The organism is Microbacterium sp. NPDC076911 (genome assembly GCF_040687125.1).
GTDB lineage: Bacteria > Actinomycetota > Actinomycetes > Actinomycetales > Microbacteriaceae > Microbacterium.
The window spans coordinates 472,506-495,720 of sequence record NZ_JBFBMP010000002.1; the positions used below are offsets into that span (position 1 = coordinate 472,506).

Genomic DNA, 23,215 nt, shown 5'->3' on the forward strand with positions numbered 1-23,215 from the left:
CTTGAGACTAAAGAGTCGTTAGCACCCACACACTGAGAGTGCTAACGGTAAGTCTAGGGAACCGTTGGCACTCTTGCAACGCGAGTGCCAACTGATCTCCCTGACATCTCCGCGTTCACTGCGCTGCCAAGAATTTCGTCTCGATGTATCACGTGGCGCATATCACACTCTTGGTCTAAGGAAGCTCGACCACCCTGGTCAAGCGCACAACGAAGTGGTAGAAAAGGCGTGGGGGGAGTCCCACGTCCGATCTCTGGGGGAGAGGACCATGAGCACCAAAGGTTATCTACTCGGCGTTGATGTAGGAACCAGCAGGACAGCAGCTTCGGTTGCGCCTATTTGCACAGGCGACCAGGAAGTTCGTACGAGAACATTTCCGCTCGGCCGCAATACTGACAGCGCGCCTAGTGCGATCTTTGTCAGTGACAGCGAGTTGCTCTTCGGTGAAGCCGCTGAACGCCGCGGCCTCGCACAACCAGAACGACTCATTCGCGAGTTCAAACGGCGCGTGGGCGACGATGTGCCGATCGTCGCCGGTGGCGAGCGATTCGCTCCCGAAGACCTCTACGCCCGCACAGTCGCGTGGGTCGTTGATGCTGTGGCTGAACGAGAAGGAAGCCACCCGACCGCGATCTGCGTGACAGTGCCAGTGACGTGGGGGGAGTATCGATCCGAGCTCGTAGCGACGGCTCTCGCCCGTGAGATCACTGCCGACATTCTGCTCATCAGTGAGCCCGAAGCAGCCGCTCACCACTACGAGTCCACTTCTCCCCTCGAGACGGGTCGCGCGATTGCCGTTTACGACCTTGGCGGTGGAACGTTCGACCTCGCGATCTTGCGCAAAGAAGCGAACGGAAAGGTTCGTCTCGTGGGCGAGCCCGACGGCATCTCCGACTTCGGCGGAGCTGACTTTGATGACATGGTGCTGCGCCATGTGATCGCCGCCGCTGCGTTGTCGAGTGCTGAACTGTCGACCAACGCCGCCGCCCGGGTTGCGCTGTCGACGTTGCGCCGCGAGTGCATCGAAGCGAAAGAAGCTCTGTCGTTTGACTCTGAAGCCGTCGTGCCCGTGCTCGTCGGCCAGTCTCACTCGACCGTGCGCATCACCCGCGCCGAGTTCGAAGACATGATCGACGCGGGAATCTCTCGCTCTGCCGACATACTTGCGAATGCGCTCGAAACCGCACACCTGGCGGCCGATGACCTTGACGCGATTCTGCTAACGGGGGGCTCCTCGCGCATTCCACGCGTCGCTCAGGTGCTTTCTGAGCAGTTCGATCGCCCCATCGCGATCGATACCGACCCAAAAGCGATCGTCGCTCTGGGCGCGGCCCGCGCGTTGGCGGAGTACCGCTCGCTCGCCGAGATCTCTGCAGAAGCAGCACTAATCTCGTCGGCCGCGATGGCGTCAAGCGGGATGGATGCTGCACCGGCCGTCGCCAGCGAAGGTGCCGTTGCAGAACCTGACACGGCAGGCGGCGCGGTCACTGCGGGGCCTGCCGCGGCGGGGCGCGGATGGCTTCGGCGCCTGCCGGCCACCGTGAGCATTGCCGCGGGTTCACTGTTGCTCGCGGGTTCGATGGTCATCGTCAGCGCGACAGGCCTTGGCAGCGCAGATTTGGCAGACAGCAATACCTCGACCGAGTCGTTGCCAGAGTGGCTCGGGCTCCAACTCGCGAGCAGCGCCCGTGCCGCGAGCCTCGATAACGATGAGACCGAAAGCGCCGAAAGCGACGCGAAGGCAGACGCCAGCGCCGATGCACCCGCACGACCGCCGCGAGCCCGCGCCCCACAGGCGAACGTCGCGCCGGTCGCCGACACAGCGCCGTCGTCTCGAGTGACCCCGCGCAACACGAACTCCAGCGCTCAGATTCCAGAGCTTCAGGCCACGGCCCCCGCGAAGTCCAGTTCTCCCAAGACGTCGTCCTCGTCTCCCTCCCCCACGGGGGCGGCGCCTTCGGGGTCGAACTCATCGTCATCGTCTTCTTCGTCACCCGCCACGCCCTCTCAACCGGCTCCCGCAGCGCCAACCACGGCGCCCGCAACGCCGACTCCGTCACCAACAACAGCACCAGCGCCGACAACAGCACCGTCACCCACGGCACCCGCTCCGCAACCGACGCCCGAGCCAGATCCGGTCCCTGCCCCGGCGCCAACGGCAGCGCCGACGACGCCCGCACCGGCACCCACGCCCGATCCAGAGCCCGCTCCGGCACCCGCGCCTGAGCCAGAGCCCGCGCCGACTGCCACGCCAACGGCGCCCGCACCAGAGTCCACCCCCGCAGCCACGGGCGGCGAGTGAGGTGCGCGCCATGATGTGCGAGGTCTTGCGATGAGCACCATCGCCCCGGCGGCACCGACCGCACCGACGGCAGCGCTGACGACTAGTTTGCGGTTTGCTTCCGCCGAGCGGGCGATCGTGGCGCTGACCTCGGTCGACAAAGAAACAGCAGTACGCGGCGTGCTTTCGGGCAATGCCGGATCTGGCAAATCTGTCGCGTTGCGCCGCACGCGTGCACTGCTCGCAGAGCAGGGCCGAGCGAGCACCCGGCTGCGCGCCGATACCAACGTTGCGGCAATCCCGCCAGGTGAGGTGCTTCTCGTTGACGATGCACATCTGCTCGATGCCGAGGTGTTGCGCGAGCTGGTTGCGCGCGCCGAAGACCCCGAGGCTGCGCTCGTTGTCGCTGCCCGTTCGTGGCCCGCTCCCGCGGCGCTCACCGCGCTGGTTCGCACTCTCGAGCACTCCGGCGAAACAGTGTTGCTATCTGACGCGATGCCTGGCGATGTGCGCGCGAGCCTCGCTGGCACGTCGCCAAGCCTCGCCAGCACGCCGCGCTGCGAAGACCGCGTTCTTCACGACACCGGCGGAATCGCGTGGCTTGCTCACGAGTGCATCAACGCGCATGCAAATGTCGCGTGTCGCGGAGCCGAAGACCATGACGAGATCGACCGCGCGATCGAGCTTCGAATTGCCCATGTGCTTGACCTGGTCAGCCCAGAAGTCGGCCAGTTGATCGAAGACCTCGCAGTGGGAGGCACCGCCGAGGTAGCGCCCGAACTGATCGCTGAAGGCTGCGCCGAAGGGTTGCTGCTTCGCAACGGGCTTCTCGCCCCGTTGGTGGCCGGCGCAGCGCGGCGACGCATGCCCGCACATCGGCTGGTCGAGCTCGTGCGCACCGGCGCGATCGACTACGTGCCCGACCCCAGCCTCGCCGACGGATTCGAGTCCGTACGCGATACCGAACTCGCGAAGGCGCTTGCTGCCCGCGCAGTCGCTACCATCCCCACCGATCCCAACCTCGCCATCACGCTGTTCGATCGCGCACGTGCCTGCGGCGCCGACGATGACGAAACACTGCCAGGCCGGGTCTACGCGGCATGGGCCGCTGGCCGGCTCGATGACGTCGGCGCTCTGCTCGATGGCCGCGAGTTCGCCCCTGACTACCCGCAGCGCCAGCTGGTTGCTGATGTCGCCGCGTCATCATGGGTCGAACGCGGAATAATGCCGCTCGCTGATCAGACCTACCGCGCATTCGCGCTCAGCGACGAAATCAGTCGCACCCATGCGCTTCTTGCAGCCGCCGGCGCCGGACGCCTCACCGCAGAAACGCACGCCAGCGACGCGCCGGCTGCGGCTGCCGCGGCGCCATCCACGATCGCCATCACGATGAACATGCTCGAGCGCGGGTTGCGCTCCACATTCACCGCTGATGCTCCCACGACAGCCCTGACCGATCTGCCGCGCGCCTCAGAGCTTTATACCGCGTCACGCACCTCGACGCCGATACCCGAGTTGCCTGCCGTTATCGCTGCTATCACCGCCATCGGGGTCGGCGATCTTGCCACTGCCCACGCCGTTGTGCACGACGCGATCCGCGACCAACAGGGCGGCTTGCGCCAGCAGCCGCACTTGCACCTGTGGTGCGCGTGGGTTTCGCTGCAACGTGAACGGCCCGCAGACGCACGGGAGGCGCTGCGGCGCGCGACCGCAGATGGCCACACGTTGCTTCCGCGAGACGACGCGCTCGCCGCCGCGATAACCGTCGGCTTGGCGCGCCGTCACGAAGACTCTGCGGGGCTTGCGAGCGCATGGGAGTCGGTGAAAGCACGTCTGCAGCGCACTGAACCAGACCTCTACACTCTGTTGCCGTTGGGAGAGCTCATCATCTCGGCAGCCCGCGTCGGCGATATCGCGTGGGCGCAATGCGCGTTCGACAGTGGTCTGCGAATCGTTGCCGAGCTCGGTGATCCGCCGCTGTGGAGTGCGCCTTTGCACTGGGCCGGAATCCAACGCGGCATCCTGCTGAATCAACCTGCCGACCTGGCGCCACATGCGAAAGCTCTCGTGGCCGCCGCGACCCACAACCGCCTCGCCGCGATGATGGCCCAAGCGGGTCGAGTGTGGACGGCGGTGCTGTCGGGGCATGTTGACCCCGAGGCAGTCGAAGTCGCCGCTCAGGGCCTGGCATCGGTCGGACTTGCGTGGGATGGCGCCCGCCTTGCGGGCCATGGCGCCGGGCGATCCGACGACCGCAAGGTCATCGCGCGTCTGCTCGCGTGCGCACGTGACCTGCACCCGCGAGAGACGCCACGTGCTGATTCGCCGCCAACCGCGAGTCCCGCCGCAGAAGCGTCAGCCGACGAGGTGCTCAGCGAACGCGAGCGCGAAGTCGCTGAGCTGGTCATCCAAGGCAAGACCTATGCCGAAATCGGTGAGGCGATTTTCATCTCACCCCGCACCGCGGAACACCACATCGCGCACATCCGCCGGCGTGTAAACGCCACGTCTCGCTCAGAGCTGCTGTCGAAGCTGCGGATCATTCTTGAGGATGGTGCCGCATGACCCCTTACTCATCCCCTATTGGTATCGGAGATTTCCCCGATGCCGCCAGGGTGCTACCTGCCTACCCTGATAACAACGCACGTGGAGGAGTCGACGAATGAGTACACCGCTAGCCACAGTCGCCAACGCGATTATCGACTTCATACTGAGTCTGCTGCGTGATCCTGAAGCCCTGGCACAGTTCGAACAGGACCCCGAGGGCACTCTCGCCAGCAATGGCCTCGACTGCGTCGATGTCAGCGCTATCCGCGCAGCCGCCCCAGTCGTCTACGACCGCCCCGAGGTGGCCGTCAAGCAGGTCATTCCGCCTGCCTCGACCCATCACAACGAGATCGTTCGCGAATACTCGAACATGGCGCAGACCTTCACTTGGCTCGACAACCGCGCAACAATCGTCGACCAGTCCACAAACCAGAACATCTGGACCGAGGGCGGCGACGTCGACCAGGTCTTCGATCAGGTTGCCGGTGTCGCCTCGGGTGATGCCGCGCTGGCAGCTGGCGATGACATCGGCGTCGTTGGCGGCACCAATACGAATGCTCCGCAGAATGGAGTCTTCTCAACGGGCGATACGGCCACGCCACTTTCTCCTGAAGCGGCCGCCGAGCTCGCCAACGGTGCTGATGCTGCAGATCTGCTGCCCGCCGATGGCGAAGACCCCTCGGGTGTGGATGCGGCAGACGCGCCCGCTGACCAAGCGGTGCTCGACGAAACGCTTCTTGAGGGACTGCCGGAAGATGCTGCCGGCCAGGTGTCTGACGCGGTCGACACCGCTACGGAGGCCTACGAAGACAACGCAGCGACGGTTCCGGCCGTTGAACCCGAAGCAGCCGCCGCCGAAGCAGCCGGCGCTGAACCGGCCGCACCTCAAGCGGCAGCCGAGCCTGCTGCGACTGAACCCGTCGCTGAATACGTCGAACCCGTGGCTGAGTATGTTGAGCCGGTTGTCGAGTATGTCGAGCCCGCGGTCGAAGAATCTGATTGGGATGCTGGTGACGGCGGCATGATCGAAGATGACGGTCTCTACGAAGAAGACATGACCGGGGAGCAGTAAACGCCGTGACTGAGATCATGTCTCGACCTGAGCCTCCCGCGCGTCCCTCGCTTGAAAGCGAGAACGCTCCGCCGATCCTTGCGAAGCTCACGCCGCCGTTCTCGGTGCGGGTGAGCCAGCTGTTCTGGATTCTGAGCTTCATCATCGGCGGGTCGGCGGTGGTGTACTCGTTCATCATTCGCGAGACACAGCTTCCGCTGATCGCGGATCTGGCGCGCACCGTGGAGGCGGATCGTGACGCTCGCACGTACACCGCCGCAGCCGACATCATCTACTGGTCGATGTTCGCCCTCATGGTGGCGGTGATTCTGGTTCAGATCACCCTGTTGGTCTCGTTCATGGCCCGAAAGCCCAACGTGCGGTGGTGGCAGCTGCTGACGTTTTGCGTACAGGTTGCCACCTTCTCGCTCGGCATCGAACTGGTCATCACCGGTGAGCAAGCGCAGCCGCTGCGCTATCTCGTCGTCGCGCAGTGCGCTCTCGTGCTGCTCGCCCTGTTCTTCAGCATTCTGCCCGGCGCGATGCGGTGGTCAGCGCGGAAGCGCGATGTGGTTCGCCTGGGAGCCGACGGACCTGGCTCGCTCGACTGACGCGATCTGCTCGAGGCTTCGAATCACCGTGCGGCACAGCTCAACGGCAGCACGTTCGGTGAGCGGTGACTCAGCGATGCCATGCCATTTGACCAACAGCGCATCGATGTCAGCTGGCGAACTGTCGCTCGGCACCCCCGTGATGCCCAAGCGATCAGCAACTTCAGCGCCGCGGCCGCCGACGATACGCTCGGCTTCGGCCAGATCTGCTTCGGGCAGCCGATAGCCCCCGGCCCGCGTGCGTGAGAGTGCCGACAGCTCACGCAATGAGTGAGTCGTCACGATGATGCGCTCGATCTCGACGAGCAGCTCAGCGCTGCCTTCACGTGGGTTCTCTCGAATGATGCTCTCGAGACCGGGAAGAACTCCATGCACCTTGAGGGTGGCTGCTCGGGCCCGAAACTGCGTGCGGATGAATGTCTGCAGGGCGTTCAGACCGCTCTGCTGCACCAGCTGATCAGCGAGTTCCGTTGAGGTGCGCGCACCGCCTCGAATCAGCGCAGAAGACAGCCTTACCCCGAACAGACCAAAGCGCGAGAGCAGCTCTTTGCGCTCACTCGGGCTGAGCGTTGTGGAGTCGTTGGGGCGCACGAAACGATCCGCCGACATCAACAGGCGCTCACGCTTGCGTCGCTCCATGTCGGAGATCTGCACGAGCGCACGAAACTCCTTCTCGCGCAGCGTTCGTGCCGCCTCAGCCAAGAGGCCCGCGACGGGCAGCACATCCAACACCAATGAGTGCAGGTCGCCGTCTCGGCCATATCGCTCGGCAACCTGTGCCGCTGAGAGCAACGAGTCGATTCGTGCTGACCCGATCTCATCCGTGCGAGAAAGCACCGCCACCGCGTTAACGGTCAACGACTCACCGACGGCGGTGTCTCTGAAGGCTTCGAGAAACTTGCGGTCAGATTCGTGCAGGTGCCGCATGAGATAGATCACCGCGTCTGCCGCTGACGCGGTGGTGTTCTTCGTCAGAAAGCTCGTCGAGCGCTCTGAGACCTCGGCCGACAGTGAGGCGATTCCCGGGGTGTCGATCACCACGAGTGAGCGCAGGCTCTCTGACGGCCAGCCGACATCGATCCACGCGACGTCGTCGGCGCTCATTCCGTCAAGGCTCAACACCACTCGCCCGTCCTCCCGGCGAAACGGCAATCGGCGTGGCGGTCCGACGTGTGGATGCAGGGTGATCGTCGGTGTTTCGGCGCGGCGATACCAGGTCACCACTCGCGTGCACTCCCCCGCGTCGGTGGCGGCGATCGACTCGCCGAGCAACGCGTTGAGCAATGTCGACTTGCCCGCTTTGACAATGCCCGCGAGGGCGACGCGCAACGGCCCTTGCAAGCGCTGATCATATGACGTGAGCGCTTCCACGACGAGCGGGTCGTCGGCGTAAAGGTCGAGCGCTCGCCGCGACACGCGACGGGCATCGTCGAGCGCGGGCTCCCTCATGAAGTGACCGCCTCCGGCACCCGGGCAGGAGCGAGGCCAGGAATCTGCGCCCGAACGCTCTGCAATTGCCCAAGCTGTGTGCGCAGTTGAGTCATCCGCTGTTCACGCTGAGCAGTGTCGGCGCCGGCTGAGCGTTTCGCTGCCGCGACGGCCTCGCCGAATGATCTGTGCAGCTCATCGGCCATCGGCCCGAAGTGATCACGCGCGGCGCGCTGCACCAGCCGCAACCGGTCTTTGAGCTGCTTTCCTGCTTGAAAGATGACTTCGTCAACGTGGCGCCGAACCAGGTTCTTGGCTTCGTGCTGGCGCCGCAGCAACCTCGAACTCATGTCTTCGCGATAGGCGCGTCGCCCTACCAGCACGCCGGCAAGCAGTGAGAGCGGGTTGATCAGTGGCAGCCCGACAAGCCCGGTGGCGAGCCCGACCATCAGCACACCACCGTACGAGCCGCGAACCCCGATGAAGATCTTTTCTGCCGCGCCCATCTGTCCAGCATCCAGATTGCCGATCGCATCGACCGGGTCGAGCACGCCACTTGCGTCAGCGACATCGATCGCGGGAATGCTCTGCTCACCCTCGAGGAACATCTCAGCAACCTGTTCAGAAAGCCAGCGTGCGCGTTCATCGGTCCACACAAAGGTCTCTGAGACGGCGGCTGAGATGCGCTGGTTGAGCCACTCTGTGGTCTGGTCCCAGATCGGGCCGGGGTCACTCTCGTCGATGGATGCTTCTGCCTCGCGCTGCACCTTGCGCAGCCGATCGCGCAGGTCATGTTCCATATCGGCAATGAGGTCAGTGATTCCGTCGGTCAGAGTGAGTTGCCAACGCGCGGAGCGCCCGCGGAACTCGTCGGCGCGGCTCTTTGCTTCTTCGAGCTGTGCGATGAGCCGAGGCGTGTCAGAGGGGTCGGCGAGCGCTGACAATTCTGAGCGCAATGCGATCGTGAGTTGGTCGAGCACCGAGATGAGATCGTGCACGGCACTGCGTTCGTGAATGACCTCGGCACGCTCGAGAATCTCGCTGCGCAGGTGCGTGACCAGCGCGGGAAAACCCGATTCTTCGTTGAGTTCGCGGTCGCGCTCTTCAGCGGCGAGCAGACGCAGGTCACTCGAGACGGCAAACATCGGCACATCGCCGATCTCTTTCAGATGGCCGCGATCGATGCGCTCTATCTGGCGCCACTCGGGGTAGAGGTCTGTCTTGGCAAGCACCGCGGCAACGTTCGGCGAGACGCGCATCGCGTGACGCAGAAACTGCATCTCGGGCTCGGTGTATTCCTGAGATGCGTCGGAGACGAGAATCACCGCGTGAGCGGTCGACAGCGCTGAGAGCGTGGCTATTGCGTTGGCCGAGTCGAGCCCGCCAACACCCGGTGAATCGACGAGGCGCAGTCCGCTGCGCAGCAGTTCGCGGGGCAGCAGCACTTCGGCAGACACAATGCGTCGATGACTCTCATCACTCGCTTGGCCAGTGATGTGCTCGGCTAGTTCGTCGAGTGAGATGGGTTCGCGGTGCGTCTCGTTTCCTACGCTCTCACCCTCGGCCTGCACCAGCACTGTCGCCGAAGGTTCAGACGCATAGCCCACGGTGGTGGGCACTGTGGTGGCGATGTCATCGTCAACCGGGCACGCCGGCGCATTCACGAGCGCGTTGACCAGTTTGCTCTTGCCTTGTTTGAATTCACCGACAACGATCACGCGAATATGCGGATCGAGCAACCGAGCCCTGGTGTGCACGAGCCGCTTTGCGAGATCGTTGCGACCCGACTGTTCGGCGAGCTGGCGAACACGGGCCACCTGGTCGACCAGAGCGACGCCGGTGCCTGGCGCAGAAGCATCCGCCGGGCGGGTGAGCGCTCCAGCGGATGGTGCGGTGTTGCTCGTTGCGTGTGTCAAAAAAACTTCAGCTCCCTCGCCCGACACGGCAGCCGTGCCCCTGTTGCATCAGAAAAACCGAGCTACATATCAAAGTCGAAGGCTGAACCGCCGGGCGCGGGGTCGGGACCGAAATCTGCCGGGTCCTCGACGCCCCCCCAGAGTTCATCGGCATCGAGGTCCCAGTCAGATGCTGTGACGTTTTCAATCTCTTCGGCGAACGAGGTCATCAGGCGATAGCCGTCTGCGATCTCGTCGAACGAGGCATCCACGTACTGACCGAACGAGTTGCCGCTCGCAGCATCGATCGGTGTGGGCGTGTCCGCCGCGTCCCGATCTGGTGTGTGTGCCATCGTCCTATTCGCTTCCTTGCGATGTGCTGGTCAGTTTACGGCTGTGTGGCCCGCCGCATAAGGGGGTGCGAGTGCACCCGACCGCTGCTGCGATCGGGTGCACTCGTGTGAACATCAGAAGTCGAGTTCGACTTCTACTTCGCTGTCGATCAGTCCGTTGTTCTCGTAGTCGTTGAACGAGTCGTCCACGTCAACATCGGTTTCGAATTCCGTCGAGTTGTCTTGCTGGAAGGAGTCCTCGATCTCGGTCGATGTGTCGGTGTTGAACGAGTCATCGACATCGATTTCGGTGTCCCACTCCGCCGAGTTGTCGGTGTTGAAGGACTCGTCAAACCGCGCATCGAGGTTGTTCGAGTTGTCGGTGTTGAACGAGTCATCGAGATCGACGTCAACCTCGAAGCGCGTGTCGTTGTTGAACGCATCGTTCATCTCGACCTGCACCGGGTTGAACGAGTCGTCAATGCGCATGTTCATCGAGTTGTCGATGCGAATGTCGTCGCCGGCAGCCATCGATTCGTCGCCCGAGGCCACGACTGCGCTGTTGCTGATCGTCTGGCCGACGTCGCCGCCACCGCTCCAGATGTTCTGGTTCACCGACTGGTCGGTGATCGTGGTGCGGTTGTCGACGAACGATGCCCCCATGCCGCTGGCGCCCATCACGCCAGCTGCGCCGCCACCGGCTGCGCCGCTGATGTTGAGGTCGCGGAAGCCCGTCTGGTACTGCCGCATGCCGGTGCTGATCGAGTGGTCGTTCAGCGTTTGCGTGTTGAACGAGCCGTCAATGTCGACATCGACTTCGAGGTCGGTGTTTACCGAGTGGTCGTCGTTGAACGAGTCATCGACGTCAACGTCAAGGTCCACGTCGGTGGAGTTGTCGTTGTGGGAGTCTTCGACCTCGGAGTTGTACGAGTCGTCGATCTCAGTCTCGACTTCAGAGTTGTCGTTGAAAGAGTCTTCAGCTTCGTTGGAGTTGTCGGTGTTGAAGGAGTCTTCGGCTTCGTTGGAGTTGTCGGTGTTGACGGAGTTGTCGTTGCCCGAGTCAGCGATTCCCACGTTCATCGAGTTGTTTGAGTTGTCGTTGAGTGAGTCTTCGATCTCAACCTCGAGGTCGACGTCCGTCGAGTTGTCGTTGAAGGAGTCTTCAGCCTCGTTGGAGTTGTCGGTGTTGAACGAGTCGTCAGCTTCATTCGAGTTGTCGGTGTTGAAGGAGTCATCAACCTCGGTCTCAACTTCAGAGTTGAACGAGTCATCCACCTCGGTTTCGGTGTTGAAGGAGTCGTCAGCCTCGTTGGAGTTGTCGGTGTTGAACGAGTCGTCAGCCTCATTCGAGTTGTCGGTGTTGCCCGAGTCTTCGATGTCGAGGTTGTTCGAGTTGTCGTTGAGCGAGTCTTCGATGTCGACGTCGGTGTCGATTTCGGTCTCAACGTCGATCGAGTTGTCGTCGTTGAACGAATCGTCGACGGTGAGAGTGTTGTCGTTGGCCATGGTCTGATCCCTATCTGTGAGTGGGCCTATGGCCCTATTGCCGGTATCGAGACTCACGTTATGGCTGTGCCGCATTGACCGGCATCGGGGAAACTCCCCCCACCCTTGCCCCGATCACTAGGGGATTCGGTGAGGTACCCCGGGGTTGGCGCTGGGAATGGCAGCCGGGTTCAGCACGGCAGGCGAGCACGCGCGCCGTAGGCTGGACCGATGGAAATCGCCGAGCTGACCGCCCTGCTCACCCCCGAGGGCTTGCGGCTGCTCGATGAGGTGGGCGAGGTTTCATCGTCTGAGGAGGCGCTTCGTGCGGTGTCGCTGTTGCGCAAGGCAGGCCACGCCCCCGATCTGGTCTCGGCTGTCGTGTCGCAAGCACACCTGAGAGTGAAAGCTCAAGCGAAGTTCGGCGAGTTCGCTTCGCACATGCTGTTCACCCGGGCGGGCCTTGAACAAGCCACGCGTCTGGCAATTGCTGGCCACCATGCGGCGCGGTTTCGCGATTCGGGGTTGACGAGGGTGGCCGACCTCGGGTGCGGAATCGGCGGCGATGCGCTCGGCCTGGCAGCTCTTGGCCTGCGCGTCGATGCGGTCGATATGGACGAGATCACGGCCGCGATCGCCGCGTACAACCTCGCCCCGTTTGGCGATGCGGTCACCGTGCGCAGCGGCTCCGCTGAGTCCTGTGCACTCGATGAAGTGGATGCTGCCTGGCTCGACCCCGCCCGCCGCACCGCCGGTCACAGCGAAACCTCGCGCACCCGCCCCGAAGACTGGTCGCCGTCGCTCGACTGGGTGTTTGACCTCGCGACGCGCCTGCCGGTCGGCGTGAAGCTCGGCCCGGGACTTGATCGCGGCTTGATCCCCGCCGACGTCGAAGCGCAGTGGGTGAGCGCCGACGGTTCCACCCTCGAACTGGTGCTGTGGTCGCGCTCTCTCGCTCGCAACGGGGTGCGCCGCTCGGCACTGGTGATGCGAGGCGACTCAGCACACGAGATGACAAGCGGAGCGGATGCTGAAGACGAACCGGTGCGCGAACTCGGCGCATTTGTGCACGAGCCCGACGGCGCGGTGATCCGCGCGCGTCTGATCGGCAACGTAGCGCGTTCGCTCGATGCCGGAATGCTCGACGAGCACATCGCCTACCTCACCTCAGACGTCGCTCTGACGAGTCCGTTCGTGCAGTCGTTTCGCGTGCGCGAGGTTCTGCCGATCAAGGCGAAGCCGATCAATGCGGTGTTGCGCGCGCACAACATCGGCACTCTCGAAATCAAGAAACGGGGTGTCGACGTCGACCCGGCCGCATTTCGTCGCACCCTGACGTTGCGCGGCGATGCCTCAGCGACGCTGATCCTCGCTCGTCTCGGCACCAAGCGCCTCGCGATTCTCGCCGATCGGGTCGCCGCCGCCTAACCGCGGGAATCAGCCCCAGAGGTTGGCAACGTAGGCCGCGAAGATCAGCCATCCGATGCTGTAGAGCACTGACCAGATCCCCAATACCAGCGCCCAGATCGCGACCGCGCGGGGCTCGAACGGGCGGAACAGCGCCATAATCGCCAACACGATGCCCACGACCCCAATCGGAAACCCCCAGCCGACGAACATCGACACGATCAGGCCGAAGATGGAGAAAGCCAGTGCCCAGGCTGCCAAGCCGCGATAGGGCTGGGCCGGAGGGGGCATCACCCACTGCGCGAACGGCACCGGATTCGTTTCGGTGCCCGGCTCAGCCGGCGCAGTCTGCGACTGCACCGCGGTCGGGGCAGTAGGCAGCCGGGAAAACCCACCGCGGTGCGCTCCGGGCATGTCCGATGCCACATTCGCTTCCGCGACGTCAGGCGACGGCGCCTCGATGTGCGCTGAGATCGCGTGCGACCCCGCGGCGTCAGCGGGCGCAGCATCCCCCGCCGATGAACCTGGCGGCGGTGGCTCACGCCGATCGCTATCGCTCATGACGGGGCGACCTGAATCTCGGTGACGGGCAACGTGGAGTCGGCGCCGAAGGCGAGTGTGGAGGGCTCACGGCCCGACATGATGAGCTCAGCGGCGAGCGCAGCGATCATCGCGCCGTTGTCAGTGCAGAGCGAAAGGGGTGGAATGCGCACGGTGACGCCCGCTGCGTCGCCACGCTCAAGAGCGACATCGCGCAGCCGTTTGTTCGCAATGACTCCTCCGCCGAGCAGCAGTCGCGGCACCTCATAGTCACGACAGGCGTTGATCGCTTTCGTCACGAGCACGTCAACAACTGCTTCGCGGAACGAGGCGGCAACGTCGGCGACCGGCACGTCTTCGCCAGCAGCTTGGTGTTGCTCGACCCAGCGAGCGACCGCGGTTTTGAGCCCTGAGAACGAGAAGTCGTAGCGATGGGCCGCCATGTCGGATGCACGAGAGAGCCCGCGAGGAAACGGGATTGCCTTCGGGTCACCCTCGAGCGCCACTCGATCGATCTGCGGGCCACCGGGGTACGGCAGTCCCAGCAATCGGGCGACCTTGTCGAACGCTTCGCCGGCGGCGTCGTCCATGGTCTCGCCGAGCATCTCGACATCGCTGGTCAGATCACGCACGAGCAGCAACGAGGTGTGGCCGCCAGAAACCAACAGGGCGACCGTGGGGTATTCGAGGGGTTCAGCATCCGCATCGAGAATGTCGGCAGCGATATGCCCGACGAGGTGGTTGACCGCATAGAGCGGCTTCTCGAGCGAGACGGCCAGCGCTTTGGCCGCACCGACGCCAACCATCAGCGCACCGGCGAGCCCTGGGCCCGAAGTCACAGCGACCGCGTCAATATCGGCGAGCGCAACATCTGCCTCTGCAAGCGCGGCTTCGATCGAGGGTTGCAGGGCTTCAAGGTGAGCGCGCGCGGCGACTTCGGGAACGACGCCGCCATAGCGGGCGTGCTCGTCCATTGAGCTGGCGATGGTGTTGCTCAGCAACGTGCGCCCACGCACGATGCCAATGCCGGTCTCGTCACAGCTCGTCTCGATGCCAAGGACGAGTGGTTCGGTGCGGTTCATGCGCGCGCTCCCGCATCGCTGGTGACGCCCTCGCCGCGCCGGGCGCGGAGATCGAGTTTCATGACGACGGCGTCGACATCGTCGGGCTGGTAATAGCGGGGGCGGCGGCCGAGTTCGACGAACCCCTCTGAACCGTACAGTGCCTGCGCAATGGGATTATCAGCGCGCACCTCGAGAAACACATCGTGTGCGCCGCGGCGGGTTGCTTCGTCAAGCAGCGCGAGCAAAATCACTCTGCCGAGGCCTCGACCACGCTCTGACTCTGCGACAGTGATCGTTTGCACATCAGCGTCCTTCGCCCCTTTCGCTGCCCTGAGCCCCGCGTAGGCGATGACCTTGCCCTGTTCCTCATCAACGAGGTACCACCCGTGTGGTGATGTGAGCTCTTCAGCCATCATCGCCTCAGACCACGCGTCAGAGGGAAACGATGCGCGTTCGAGCGCCATAATCGCATCGAGGTCGTCGACCGTTGCGGTGCGCAGCGTCATGAACGACGCACTTCATGAGCCGGAGTGACCTTCTTCGGCCCGTGTGGCAGCGTCACATCGGGCGAGCGCAAGTAGAGCGCGTCAGTTGAGGCGAGCTCGCGGCCCGCCGCCAATGCTCGGGATGCTGCAAGGCCGAGCAATCCGGCCGGAATCGATTCGACATCACGCCGAATGATCCCCTGCGCGGCGAGAATGCCGTCAAGGTCATCCCGGGGTGCGAGCGCCGGCTCGGCGAGGCGGATCGGAAGTCCATCGTCGTCGAGTCCGCGATAGACCGTGTACGCAAACTCGCGTCGGCGTGCGTCAGTGACTACCGCAAAGGCTTCGTCGGCAGTCTCTTCGAAACCACCGGTAAGGGCATCGTGCAGCAGCAGTTCAAGCGCGACCGCATCGTGACTCGGCACCGCGACCACCGGAATACCTCGCCCCAAGGCGAAGGTGCGCGCGGCCGCGATGCCGACCCGCAGTCCGGTGAACGGCCCCGGTCCCATGCCCGCCGCAACATACGAAAAATCCGCGGGGCTCGCGGCGGCCTCTCGCAGCACCGACTCGATGAGCATGCCGATGACCTCGGCGTGCCCGCGCGAGTCCGCGCTAGCGGCATGAGCGGTGACAACGCCATCGGGCTCGACGACCGCGACGGCTGTGCCGAGAGAGGTGTCGATAGCCAGAATCACCCCTCCAGGTTACTGGCGCTCGCGAGAAACTCGATCCGATCTGCCGTCGGCGCCGAATAACACGTGTGAGCACCTCAACTACGCGCGGCCGTCGCGCAACGCACCTTCGGTCATCAACGCCGAATCCCCTGCACACCGATGGTGCCGTGCTGGGTCTGCGCCGTTTAATCGTGCCGACACGCGTGGGCAACATCGTGGTGCGCACCGGGCGCGAGGCAGACGAAAGATCATCCCGCTCAGCCGGCACTGTGCCCACCGTATATCTGCATGGTGCGGCAGGTTCGTGGACCACCTGGACGCCGCTCCTCGCAGCATCTGATCTTGGTGAGAGCCCCTTGTCCAACGTGATACTCATCGATCTGCCCGGGTGGGGTGAGAGCGGTGACGCACGCGGCATCGACGACGTCGAGAGTTTGTCTGCTGCGATCGTCGAGGTTGTCGGCGCCCTGGGGTACTCGCAGTTTTCGCTCGTCGGCCACTCGCTCGGCGGCCTCATCGCTCTCGACATCGCTTCGCGTTTCCGTGAACAGACCCTCGGGGTGACGCTCATCTCAGCCAGCGGAATCGGCGTGATCGACGCGATCCGGCACCCCCTTCGCGGCGGACTTGCGTTGCCGGGCTTTGCAGGAATGCTGGCCGTGATGCGTCTGCTCAGCACGTGGGATGCTGCTGGTCGCGCCCTCGCGCGAGGCGTTGCGCGCGTTGGCCTGATGCGGGCGTTCACAGCTCCGCTATTCGCCTCCGAGGTCGACGACTCAGCAGTTGCCGCGTTCGCCGATGAAGTGCGACCCGCGTCATTCGCTCACGCCGCTCGGATCGCTGGCGAATATGAGGTGCGCACGTGGACGGGAATCGCCTGCCCGGTGCGATCAGTGCGCGGTTCGCGCGACGTGTTCGCCGGCGAACGAGATGCTGCACAGCTGACCGAGTTGATCGACGACTTTCACGAGGTGCGGGTGCCCGATGCGGGGCATTTCGCGAATATCGAACGCCCCGATGCCGTACTTGACGCGATGAGTCGTCAAAACAGTCAATAAAAATCAGATTTGTCCCCAGAATGGGGGACAGACAGCCGCCGTTTGTCTCGCTACGATTAACCGAAGTGACTCGTCAACCCCCATGCGACGATGTCATTGTGCCCCGCTCTTTCTTGCGCGGGGACCGCGTGCCCCTCAGCTCCCCAGTCTGAGGGGCACGCCGAGTTTTACGGCTGTTCTGCGCTAGGGGCGCCGGCTGATCGTGGCGATTCGCGGGCTGTCAGCATCGAGCGCTTCGGTCGCGCGAGAGTACGTGCCGCATGCGGTGTCGACACCACGCCCGTGCCATTCGCGGTCGAGCTCGATCTCCCACCACTCGTCGCGCAGGCCGTCGATCATGCCTCTCCCCCACTCGACGATCACCACTGACTTATCAAAGTCGATGTCGAGATCGTCCATTTCAGCAGCTGATCCCAGTCGATATGCGTCGACGTGCACGAGGGGTGCTCCGCCGACGAGCGAGGGATGCGTGCGTGCAATCACGAATGTCGGCGACTGCACGGGCCCGCGCACTCCGAGACCGGCACCAATGCCGCGGGTCAGCGTGGTCTTGCCGGCGCCGAGGGGGCCGGTGAGCACCACGAGTTCGCCCGGGCGCAGCATCCGCCCGATCTCTTCGCCCAGTGCTTCCATGTCGCCCGGCGAGACAATCTCGCGTGTACCCACAATCGGGTCAAGTCCGGCCATTGTCATGCCCTTTTCAAAGAGTGGATGCTGAGCCTCACGTCGACACCTGCTTGCGCACGACGCGGGGACCGATGCGGGTGACGATGTCGTAGTTGATCGTTGACGCCGCGTTCGCCCAGTCATCAGCCGCCGGTGCGCCCAGTGTCGGGTCGCCGAACAGCGTGACTTCGTCGCCCACCGCAACGGGGTGTTCGCCCACGTCGACGATGAACTGGTCCATGGCGATACGCCCCGCTACGGTGAACCGCTTGCCGCCGATCGTGACAGGGCCAGCGCCCGAGGCCTGGCGTGGCACGCCGTCGGCATAGCCGAGCGCTACGAGTGCGAGGGTGGTGTCTGCGGCCGTGCGGTAGTCGAAGCCGTATGAGACTCCCGCGCCCGCCGAGACGCTGCGCGTTGCCGCCACGGCCGCGCGCAGCGTCATGGCGGGCCGAAGCCCGAGGTCAGCCGAGCTGCGAGCGGAGAACGGAGAAAGCCCGTAGATGCCCACGCCCACGCGCACGCAACCGAGTCGCGCTTCGGGCAGGTCGATGGCCGCTGCGGTTGCGGCGATGTGGAGCAGGTGGGGGTTGACGCCGACGAGCGCGGCGGCAGCCACGCCCTCGTGGAATCGAGCGAGCTGGGCTCGGTCTTCGTGGGGCGAGGCGTTTGAGAGGTGGCTGAACAGCCCGACGACATTCAGGCGCCCGAGGCGTTGCAGCCGCGCGGCTTCGGCGAACACCACCCGGTACTCCTCGGGTGCGATGCCGTTGCGCGAAAGGCCGGTGTCGAGTTTCAGGTGCACTGACACTGCTCGCCCTGCGGTTGACGCCTCAGCGGCCTGCAGCAACTGCTCGAAGCTCGAGACGCCGATCTCGATGTTGACCGACGCTGCTTCGACGAACGAGGTTCCCGGAGCATGCAGCCACGCCATGATCGGCGCGTCGATGCCCGCACGGCGCAGCGCGAGCGCTTCGGCGATGTCGGCAACACCCAGTCGAGAGGCGCCTCCGGCGAGTGCGGCGACGGCCGCACGAACGGCGCCGTGGCCGTAACCGTCAGCTTTGACGACGGCGATCAGTTCAGATTCGGTGAGACGGCGCAGATGCCGCACGTTGTCTTCGATCGCGTCGACGTCGATGATCGCTTCGCGCATCACGCCAGCAGGAAGTCGGTTCATGCAACGCTCTCCGCACTCTCGGCAATTACGTAAGCGGTCGCAAAACCGCCGTCATGAGACATCGACAAGTGGATGCTGCTGATCCCCCGCTCGAGCACCACGTCAGCGGTCGAGCCGCTGAGCGTGAACCACGGGCGCCCCGATTCTTCTGGGGTCACTTCGATTTCGCTCCAGTAAACGCCATCTGAGCCGCCGAGCGCCTTGATGAGCGCTTCCTTTGCCGCGTAGCGACCGGCGAGCGAGCGGTGCTTGAGCACGCGTTCCGCCGGCGAGAAGAGCCGTTCGAGCAGGCGTGGGGTGCGCTCGATTGTCTGCTCGAAGCGCGCGATGTCGACGAGGTCGACGCCGATTCCGACGATCACCTGTGCTCCTCTCGCGCCGCGGGAGCGGCACGAGCCAGACTATCGCGGCGCCTGCCGCGCGGCGGCCCTCGCAGTCACCCGCGCTGGGCCGCATCGCGTAGTTGCGGGAGCCGCTACTCGACGGTGACAGACTTCGCGAGGTTGCGCGGCTGGTCAACGTCGAGCCCCTTGGCCGTCGCGAGGCCCATCGCGAAGATGTGCAGCGGCACGACGGCGAGCAGCGGCTCATACAGCGGGCCCGCGAGCGGAATGCGCAGCACCTCGTCGGCGTAGGGAAGCACCGCGGCGTCGCCTTCTTCGGCAACCACGATCACGCGCGCACCGCGCGCACGAATCTCTTGAATGCTCGAGACGACCTTCTTATGCATCTCGGCCGACTCGCGCGGCGACGGCACAATGACGAACACCGGCTGGCCGGGCTCGATGAGCGCGATAGGCCCGTGCTTGAGCTCGCCGGCGGCAAAGCCTTCGGCGTGAATGTACGAGATCTCTTTCAGCTTCAGCGCACCCTCGAGGGCGATCGGGTAGCCGACGTGGCGCCCGAGAAAGAGCACCGAGCGAGTGTCAGCCATCCACCCGGCGAACTGCTCGATGTGCGCCTGCTCGCGTTCGAGAATCTGCGAGATCTTCGCCGGAATCGCTTCGAGTTCGCGCAGCGCATCGGCAATCGCGAGCTTCGACTGCGAGCCGCGCACCTGCGACACGTGAAGCGCCAGCAGATACAGCGCCGTGATCTGAGCGACGAACGCCTTGGTCGATGCGACAGCAACTTCGGGGCCCGCGTGGGTATAGACGATCGCATCAGACTCGCGCGGAATCGTGGCGCCCTGGGTGTTGCAGATCGACACGGTCTTCGCGCCGCCATCGCGGGCGAACTTGACCGCCATGAGGGTGTCCATCGTCTCGCCCGACTGGCTGATCGAAACGACGAGCGTGTTGGGTCCGATTACGGGGTCGCGGTAGCGGAACTCGTGCGCGAGCTCGACGTCGACCGGAATGCGCGTCCACTGTTCGAATGCATACTTCGCTGTCATGCCGGCGTACGAGGCGGTGCCGCAGGCGACGATGATCACGCGGTTGATGCCGGCGAACAGATCGTCAAGGCCTTCGAGCTCGGGGATCGTGACCACACCATCGTGCGAACGACCGCGCAGCGTGTTGGCGACAGCCTCGGGCTCTTCTGACACCTCTTTGGCCATGAACGATGACCAGCCGCCCTTGTCGGCGGCGCCCGCGTCCCACAGCACTTCAAACGGTTCGACCTCGACCGGGTTTCCGTCAAAGTCAGTGACCGAGACGCTCGTCGGGGTGATCGCGACGATCTGGTCTTGCCCGATCGCCAGCGCGTTGCGCGTGTGCTCGACGAAGGCAGCAACATCAGAGGCCAAGAAGTTCTCGCCCTCGCCGAGGCCGATCACCAGGGGCGAGTTGCGGCGAGCACCAACAACGAGGCCCGGCTGGCTCTTGTGCATCGCGAGCAGGGTGAAGGCACCCTCGAGGCGCGCGGCCACCGCGCGGAACGCCGCGACCAGGTCGCCGCCACTGTTGCGATACTCGCGGCCCAGCAGCACCGCGGCCGCTTCGGTGTCGGTCTCGCTGCGAAAGGTGTAGCCCTCCGACACGAGCTCTGCCTTGATCTCAGCGAAGTTCTCGATGATGCCGTTGTGGATGACCGCGAGGTTGTCGTCGTCGGCAAGGTGCGGGTGCGCGTTCTGGTCGGTGGGGCTGCCGTGCGTCGCCCAGCGAGTGTGGCCGATGCCGGTCGTACCGTCGGCCAGTGGGTGGGCGGCGAGGTCATCACGAAGCACGGCGAGCTTGCCCGAGCGCTTGCGCATGCCCAAGTCACCTTCGCCGTCGATGACCGCTACTCCAGCGGAGTCATATCCGCGGTACTCAAGTCGCGATAGTCCCGCGATAAGAATGGGCTGGCTCTGACGCGGGCCCACGTATCCGACGATTCCACACATGCATCTAATGGTAGGCGTGCGGGTATGCGAGGAGTCTGAACGAATGGATGTTGCTAGACCTTACGCAGCAACACCCTCTCGACGGCGTGGTTCCGCCCCTTCTTCAATACCAGCGTGGCGCGGTGCTTGGTGGGTGCGACGTTCTCGACCAGGTTCGGCAGGTTGATGTCGTTCCAGAACCCCATGGCCATCTCGAGCGCCTCATCGTCGCTGAGTTCGGCGAAGACGTTGAAGAACGAGTTCGGGTTGCTGAATGCGCCGCGGCGCAACGCCAAGAAGCGGTCGGCAAACCAGCCAGCGACGTTGTCGGTGTCAGCATCCACATAGATCGAAAAGTCGAACAGATCGCTGACTGCCACCTCGTTCGGAGACGGCGGCGGCTGCAGCACGTTCAGCCCCTCGACGATCACCACGTCGGGGCGACGCATTGTGACGCGCGCTTCGGGCACGATGTCGTAGCGCATATGCGAATAGAAGGGTGCGTGCACCTCGGGGTCGCCGCTCTTCACGCGGGTGAGAAACTCCACCAGAGCGCGGCGGTCGTATGACTCGGGAAAGCCCTTGCGGTCCATGATTCCGCGGCGCTCAAGCTCGGCGTTCGGGTACAAGAAACCATCGGTGGTGACGAGTTCGACGCGGGGGGTTCCCGGCCACCGACTCATCAGTTCGCGCAGCAGTCGAGCGATCGTCGATTTTCCCACGGCGACCGATCCGGCCACCCCGACGACGAAGGGCGTCGTCGAATCAGGCTCGCTCAGAAACGCGCTGGTTTCGGCCCCGAGCCGCTTGGTCGTCTCGGCATAGAGTGACAGCAAGCGCGAAAGCGGCAGGTACACCTCGCTGACCTCGGCCATGTCGAGCCGGTCGCCGATTCCTCGAATCTGCACGACCTCGGTTTCGGCGAGGGGCTGCGAAAGCCCGCCGGCCAGGCGCGCCCACTCACCGCGGTCGATCTCGCGATAGAGAGAGTGCGCGGCAGAAGTGGTGGATGCTGCGTCAATGGACATCCCGCTCATCGTATAACTCGCTACGCGCTAGCCTGAAGCCGTGCGCTTGGGAGTTCTCGATATTGGTTCGAATACCGTCCACCTGCTCGTCGCCGATGTGCGGCCCGGAGGGCGCCCGTTGGCGACCACCAGCCAGCGCACCGTGTTGCGACTGATGCGCTACCTCGAACCTGACGGCTCGATCAGCGAAGAAGGCGTTCAGGCACTCGTTGCCGCGGTCAGCCAGGCGCGTGAAACGGCGGGTGTCGAGAAGGTCGACGAGCTTCTCGCCACGGCCACTTCGGCGGTGCGTGACGCAACGAACGGCGCCGCGGTGATCGAGCGTATTGAAGAGGCGCTCGGCCAGCAGCTACAAGTGCTCGGCGGCGAGACCGAGGCACGCTACACCTTCTTGGCGGTGCGCCGCTGGTTCGGGTGGTCTGCCGGACAGATACTGCTGTTCGACATCGGCGGCGGATCGCTTGAGCTTGCCGGCGGCGGCGATGAGCTTCCTGACCTGGCCGAATCGGTGCCACTGGGCGCCGGGCGCACCACGGTGCAGTTTCTGCCGAACGATCCCCCACACGACGATCAGATCGACGCGCTACGGCAGCATGCGGCATCTACTCTTGCTCCGGTGGCCGAGCGCTTCGCATCACTCCCCCGGCCCGATCACGTGGTCGGCACGAGCAAGGCAATCCGCTCGTTGGCGAAGCTCGCCGGTTATCCGATGCCCGGTTGGTCGGGCATCGACCGCATGGTGTTGCCACGCCAGGCGCTCAAGGCATGGATTCCCCGCCTCGCGCGCATTCCCGCCGAGGCACGACAAGAACTGCCGGGCATCACGGCCGACCGCACGTTCCAGATCGTCGCAGCCGCCGTCGTGGTGCACCAGGCCATGAAAGCGATGGACATCGACGAGCTTGAAGTGTGCCCGTGGGCGCTGCGCGAGGGAGTGCTGCTGCGCTACATCGAGTCGCTCTCGTGGAACGCCGTAGGCGCGTAACCCCGCCCGCCCGCAGAAAACCGGGCCCGCGCGTTAATTGCACGGGCCCGGTTTCGCGTTGTGGCCTCTCGGCCTAACCGCTAGGCGGTCTGGCGGCGGCGGAGCAGCAGCATCCATCCACCGATGAACATCAGAGCGATCGACAGCATCAGGGCGATGAAGCCCCAACCTGAGAAGCTCGAACCCG

The 23,215-nt window shown here is 64.3% G+C and carries 20 protein-coding genes; 7 read left to right on the forward strand and 13 right to left on the reverse strand.

What is annotated here, in order from left to right; genetic code table 11:
• Positions 1-268 precede the first annotated feature (268 nt).
• The 4 genes from AB0O81_RS04635 (at position 269) to AB0O81_RS04650 (ending at position 6,490) form a co-directional block, all read left to right on the forward strand.
• A complete protein-coding gene (locus AB0O81_RS04635; RefSeq protein ID WP_363581697.1) occupies positions 269-2,302 on the forward strand; it encodes an Hsp70 family protein in 2,034 nt (677 codons plus the stop codon).
• Positions 2,303-2,332: 30 nt separating this feature from the next.
• Positions 2,333-4,846, forward strand: a complete 2,514-nt coding sequence (locus AB0O81_RS04640) for a LuxR C-terminal-related transcriptional regulator (protein WP_363581699.1) — start codon at positions 2,333-2,335, stop codon at positions 4,844-4,846.
• 97 nt (positions 4,847-4,943) lie between these two features.
• The gene (locus AB0O81_RS04645; RefSeq protein ID WP_363581701.1) at positions 4,944-5,900 is read left to right on the forward strand and encodes an IniB N-terminal domain-containing protein; all 957 of its coding nucleotides are present in this window, start codon (positions 4,944-4,946) and stop codon (positions 5,898-5,900) included.
• Between the two features lie 5 nt (positions 5,901-5,905).
• The gene (locus AB0O81_RS04650) at positions 5,906-6,490 is read left to right on the forward strand and encodes a hypothetical protein (protein ID WP_363581703.1); all 585 of its coding nucleotides are present in this window, start codon (positions 5,906-5,908) and stop codon (positions 6,488-6,490) included.
• Here the strand turns inward: AB0O81_RS04650 and AB0O81_RS04655 are convergent.
• The 4 genes from AB0O81_RS04655 to AB0O81_RS04670 form a co-directional block, all read right to left on the reverse strand.
• Positions 6,431-7,939 (reverse strand): dynamin family protein, encoded by a 1,509-nt coding sequence (locus tag AB0O81_RS04655; RefSeq protein WP_363581705.1) that lies wholly within the window; start codon positions 7,937-7,939, stop codon positions 6,431-6,433. The two genes, AB0O81_RS04650 and AB0O81_RS04655, sit on opposite strands and share 60 nt — an antisense overlap.
• The gene (locus AB0O81_RS04660; RefSeq protein ID WP_363581707.1) at positions 7,936-9,834 is read right to left on the reverse strand and encodes a dynamin family protein; all 1,899 of its coding nucleotides are present in this window, start codon (positions 9,832-9,834) and stop codon (positions 7,936-7,938) included. Before AB0O81_RS04660 ends, AB0O81_RS04655 begins: the two co-directional genes overlap by 4 nt.
• Before the next feature lie 62 nt (positions 9,835-9,896).
• Positions 9,897-10,166, reverse strand: a complete 270-nt coding sequence (locus AB0O81_RS04665) for a hypothetical protein (RefSeq protein ID WP_363581709.1) — start codon at positions 10,164-10,166, stop codon at positions 9,897-9,899.
• A gap of 114 nt (positions 10,167-10,280) precedes the next feature.
• Positions 10,281-11,651 (reverse strand): hypothetical protein, encoded by a 1,371-nt coding sequence (locus AB0O81_RS04670; protein ID WP_363581711.1) that lies wholly within the window; start codon positions 11,649-11,651, stop codon positions 10,281-10,283.
• Positions 11,652-11,861: 210 nt separating this feature from the next.
• Between AB0O81_RS04670 and AB0O81_RS04675 the strand changes: the two genes are divergently transcribed.
• On the forward strand, positions 11,862-13,058 hold the full coding sequence (locus AB0O81_RS04675) for a class I SAM-dependent methyltransferase (protein WP_363581713.1): 1,197 nt from the start codon (positions 11,862-11,864) through the stop codon (positions 13,056-13,058).
• A 9-nt stretch (positions 13,059-13,067) separates the two neighbouring features.
• Here AB0O81_RS04675 and AB0O81_RS04680 read toward each other — a convergent pair whose 3' ends face one another.
• The 4 genes from AB0O81_RS04680 to tsaB are packed head-to-tail and all read right to left on the reverse strand — an operon-like array spanning position 13,068 to position 15,824.
• The gene (locus AB0O81_RS04680) at positions 13,068-13,598 is read right to left on the reverse strand and encodes a hypothetical protein (RefSeq protein WP_363581715.1); all 531 of its coding nucleotides are present in this window, start codon (positions 13,596-13,598) and stop codon (positions 13,068-13,070) included.
• Positions 13,595-14,659: a tRNA (adenosine(37)-N6)-threonylcarbamoyltransferase complex transferase subunit TsaD gene (tsaD, locus tag AB0O81_RS04685; RefSeq protein WP_363581717.1), complete on the reverse strand. Its 1,065-nt coding sequence runs from the start codon at positions 14,657-14,659 to the stop codon at positions 13,595-13,597. Before tsaD ends, AB0O81_RS04680 begins: the two co-directional genes overlap by 4 nt.
• The gene (gene rimI, locus AB0O81_RS04690; protein ID WP_363581719.1) at positions 14,656-15,147 is read right to left on the reverse strand and encodes a ribosomal protein S18-alanine N-acetyltransferase; all 492 of its coding nucleotides are present in this window, start codon (positions 15,145-15,147) and stop codon (positions 14,656-14,658) included. Before rimI ends, tsaD begins: the two co-directional genes overlap by 4 nt.
• Positions 15,144-15,824: a tRNA (adenosine(37)-N6)-threonylcarbamoyltransferase complex dimerization subunit type 1 TsaB gene (gene tsaB / locus AB0O81_RS04695; protein WP_363581721.1), complete on the reverse strand. Its 681-nt coding sequence runs from the start codon at positions 15,822-15,824 to the stop codon at positions 15,144-15,146. The genes rimI and tsaB overlap by 4 nt, the downstream gene beginning before the upstream one ends.
• 65 nt (positions 15,825-15,889) lie before the next feature.
• Between tsaB and AB0O81_RS04700 the strand changes: the two genes are divergently transcribed.
• Positions 15,890-16,861, forward strand: coding sequence for an alpha/beta hydrolase (locus AB0O81_RS04700; protein ID WP_363581723.1), 972 nt, complete (start codon positions 15,890-15,892; stop codon positions 16,859-16,861).
• Between the two features lie 183 nt (positions 16,862-17,044).
• Here AB0O81_RS04700 and tsaE read toward each other — a convergent pair whose 3' ends face one another.
• The 5 genes from tsaE to coaA all read right to left on the reverse strand — a co-directional run bounded on the left by tsaE (position 17,045) and on the right by coaA (position 22,043).
• On the reverse strand, positions 17,045-17,548 hold the full coding sequence (tsaE, locus tag AB0O81_RS04705) for a tRNA (adenosine(37)-N6)-threonylcarbamoyltransferase complex ATPase subunit type 1 TsaE (protein WP_363581725.1): 504 nt from the start codon (positions 17,546-17,548) through the stop codon (positions 17,045-17,047).
• 34 nt (positions 17,549-17,582) lie between these two features.
• Positions 17,583-18,707, reverse strand: a complete 1,125-nt coding sequence (gene alr / locus AB0O81_RS04710) for an alanine racemase (RefSeq protein WP_363581727.1) — start codon at positions 18,705-18,707, stop codon at positions 17,583-17,585.
• On the reverse strand, positions 18,704-19,069 hold the full coding sequence (locus AB0O81_RS04715) for a holo-ACP synthase (protein WP_363581729.1): 366 nt from the start codon (positions 19,067-19,069) through the stop codon (positions 18,704-18,706). The genes alr and AB0O81_RS04715 overlap by 4 nt, the downstream gene beginning before the upstream one ends.
• Positions 19,070-19,182: 113 nt before the next feature.
• A complete protein-coding gene (glmS, locus tag AB0O81_RS04720) occupies positions 19,183-21,036 on the reverse strand; it encodes a glutamine--fructose-6-phosphate transaminase (isomerizing) (protein ID WP_363581731.1) in 1,854 nt (617 codons plus the stop codon).
• A gap of 53 nt (positions 21,037-21,089) precedes the next feature.
• Positions 21,090-22,043, reverse strand: coding sequence for a type I pantothenate kinase (gene coaA / locus AB0O81_RS04725; RefSeq protein ID WP_363581733.1), 954 nt, complete (start codon positions 22,041-22,043; stop codon positions 21,090-21,092).
• A gap of 40 nt (positions 22,044-22,083) precedes the next feature.
• Here coaA and AB0O81_RS04730 point away from each other — a divergent pair, with 40 nt between their 5' ends.
• The gene (locus tag AB0O81_RS04730) at positions 22,084-23,028 is read left to right on the forward strand and encodes a Ppx/GppA phosphatase family protein (protein ID WP_363581735.1); all 945 of its coding nucleotides are present in this window, start codon (positions 22,084-22,086) and stop codon (positions 23,026-23,028) included.
• Positions 23,029-23,215 lie beyond the last annotated feature (187 nt).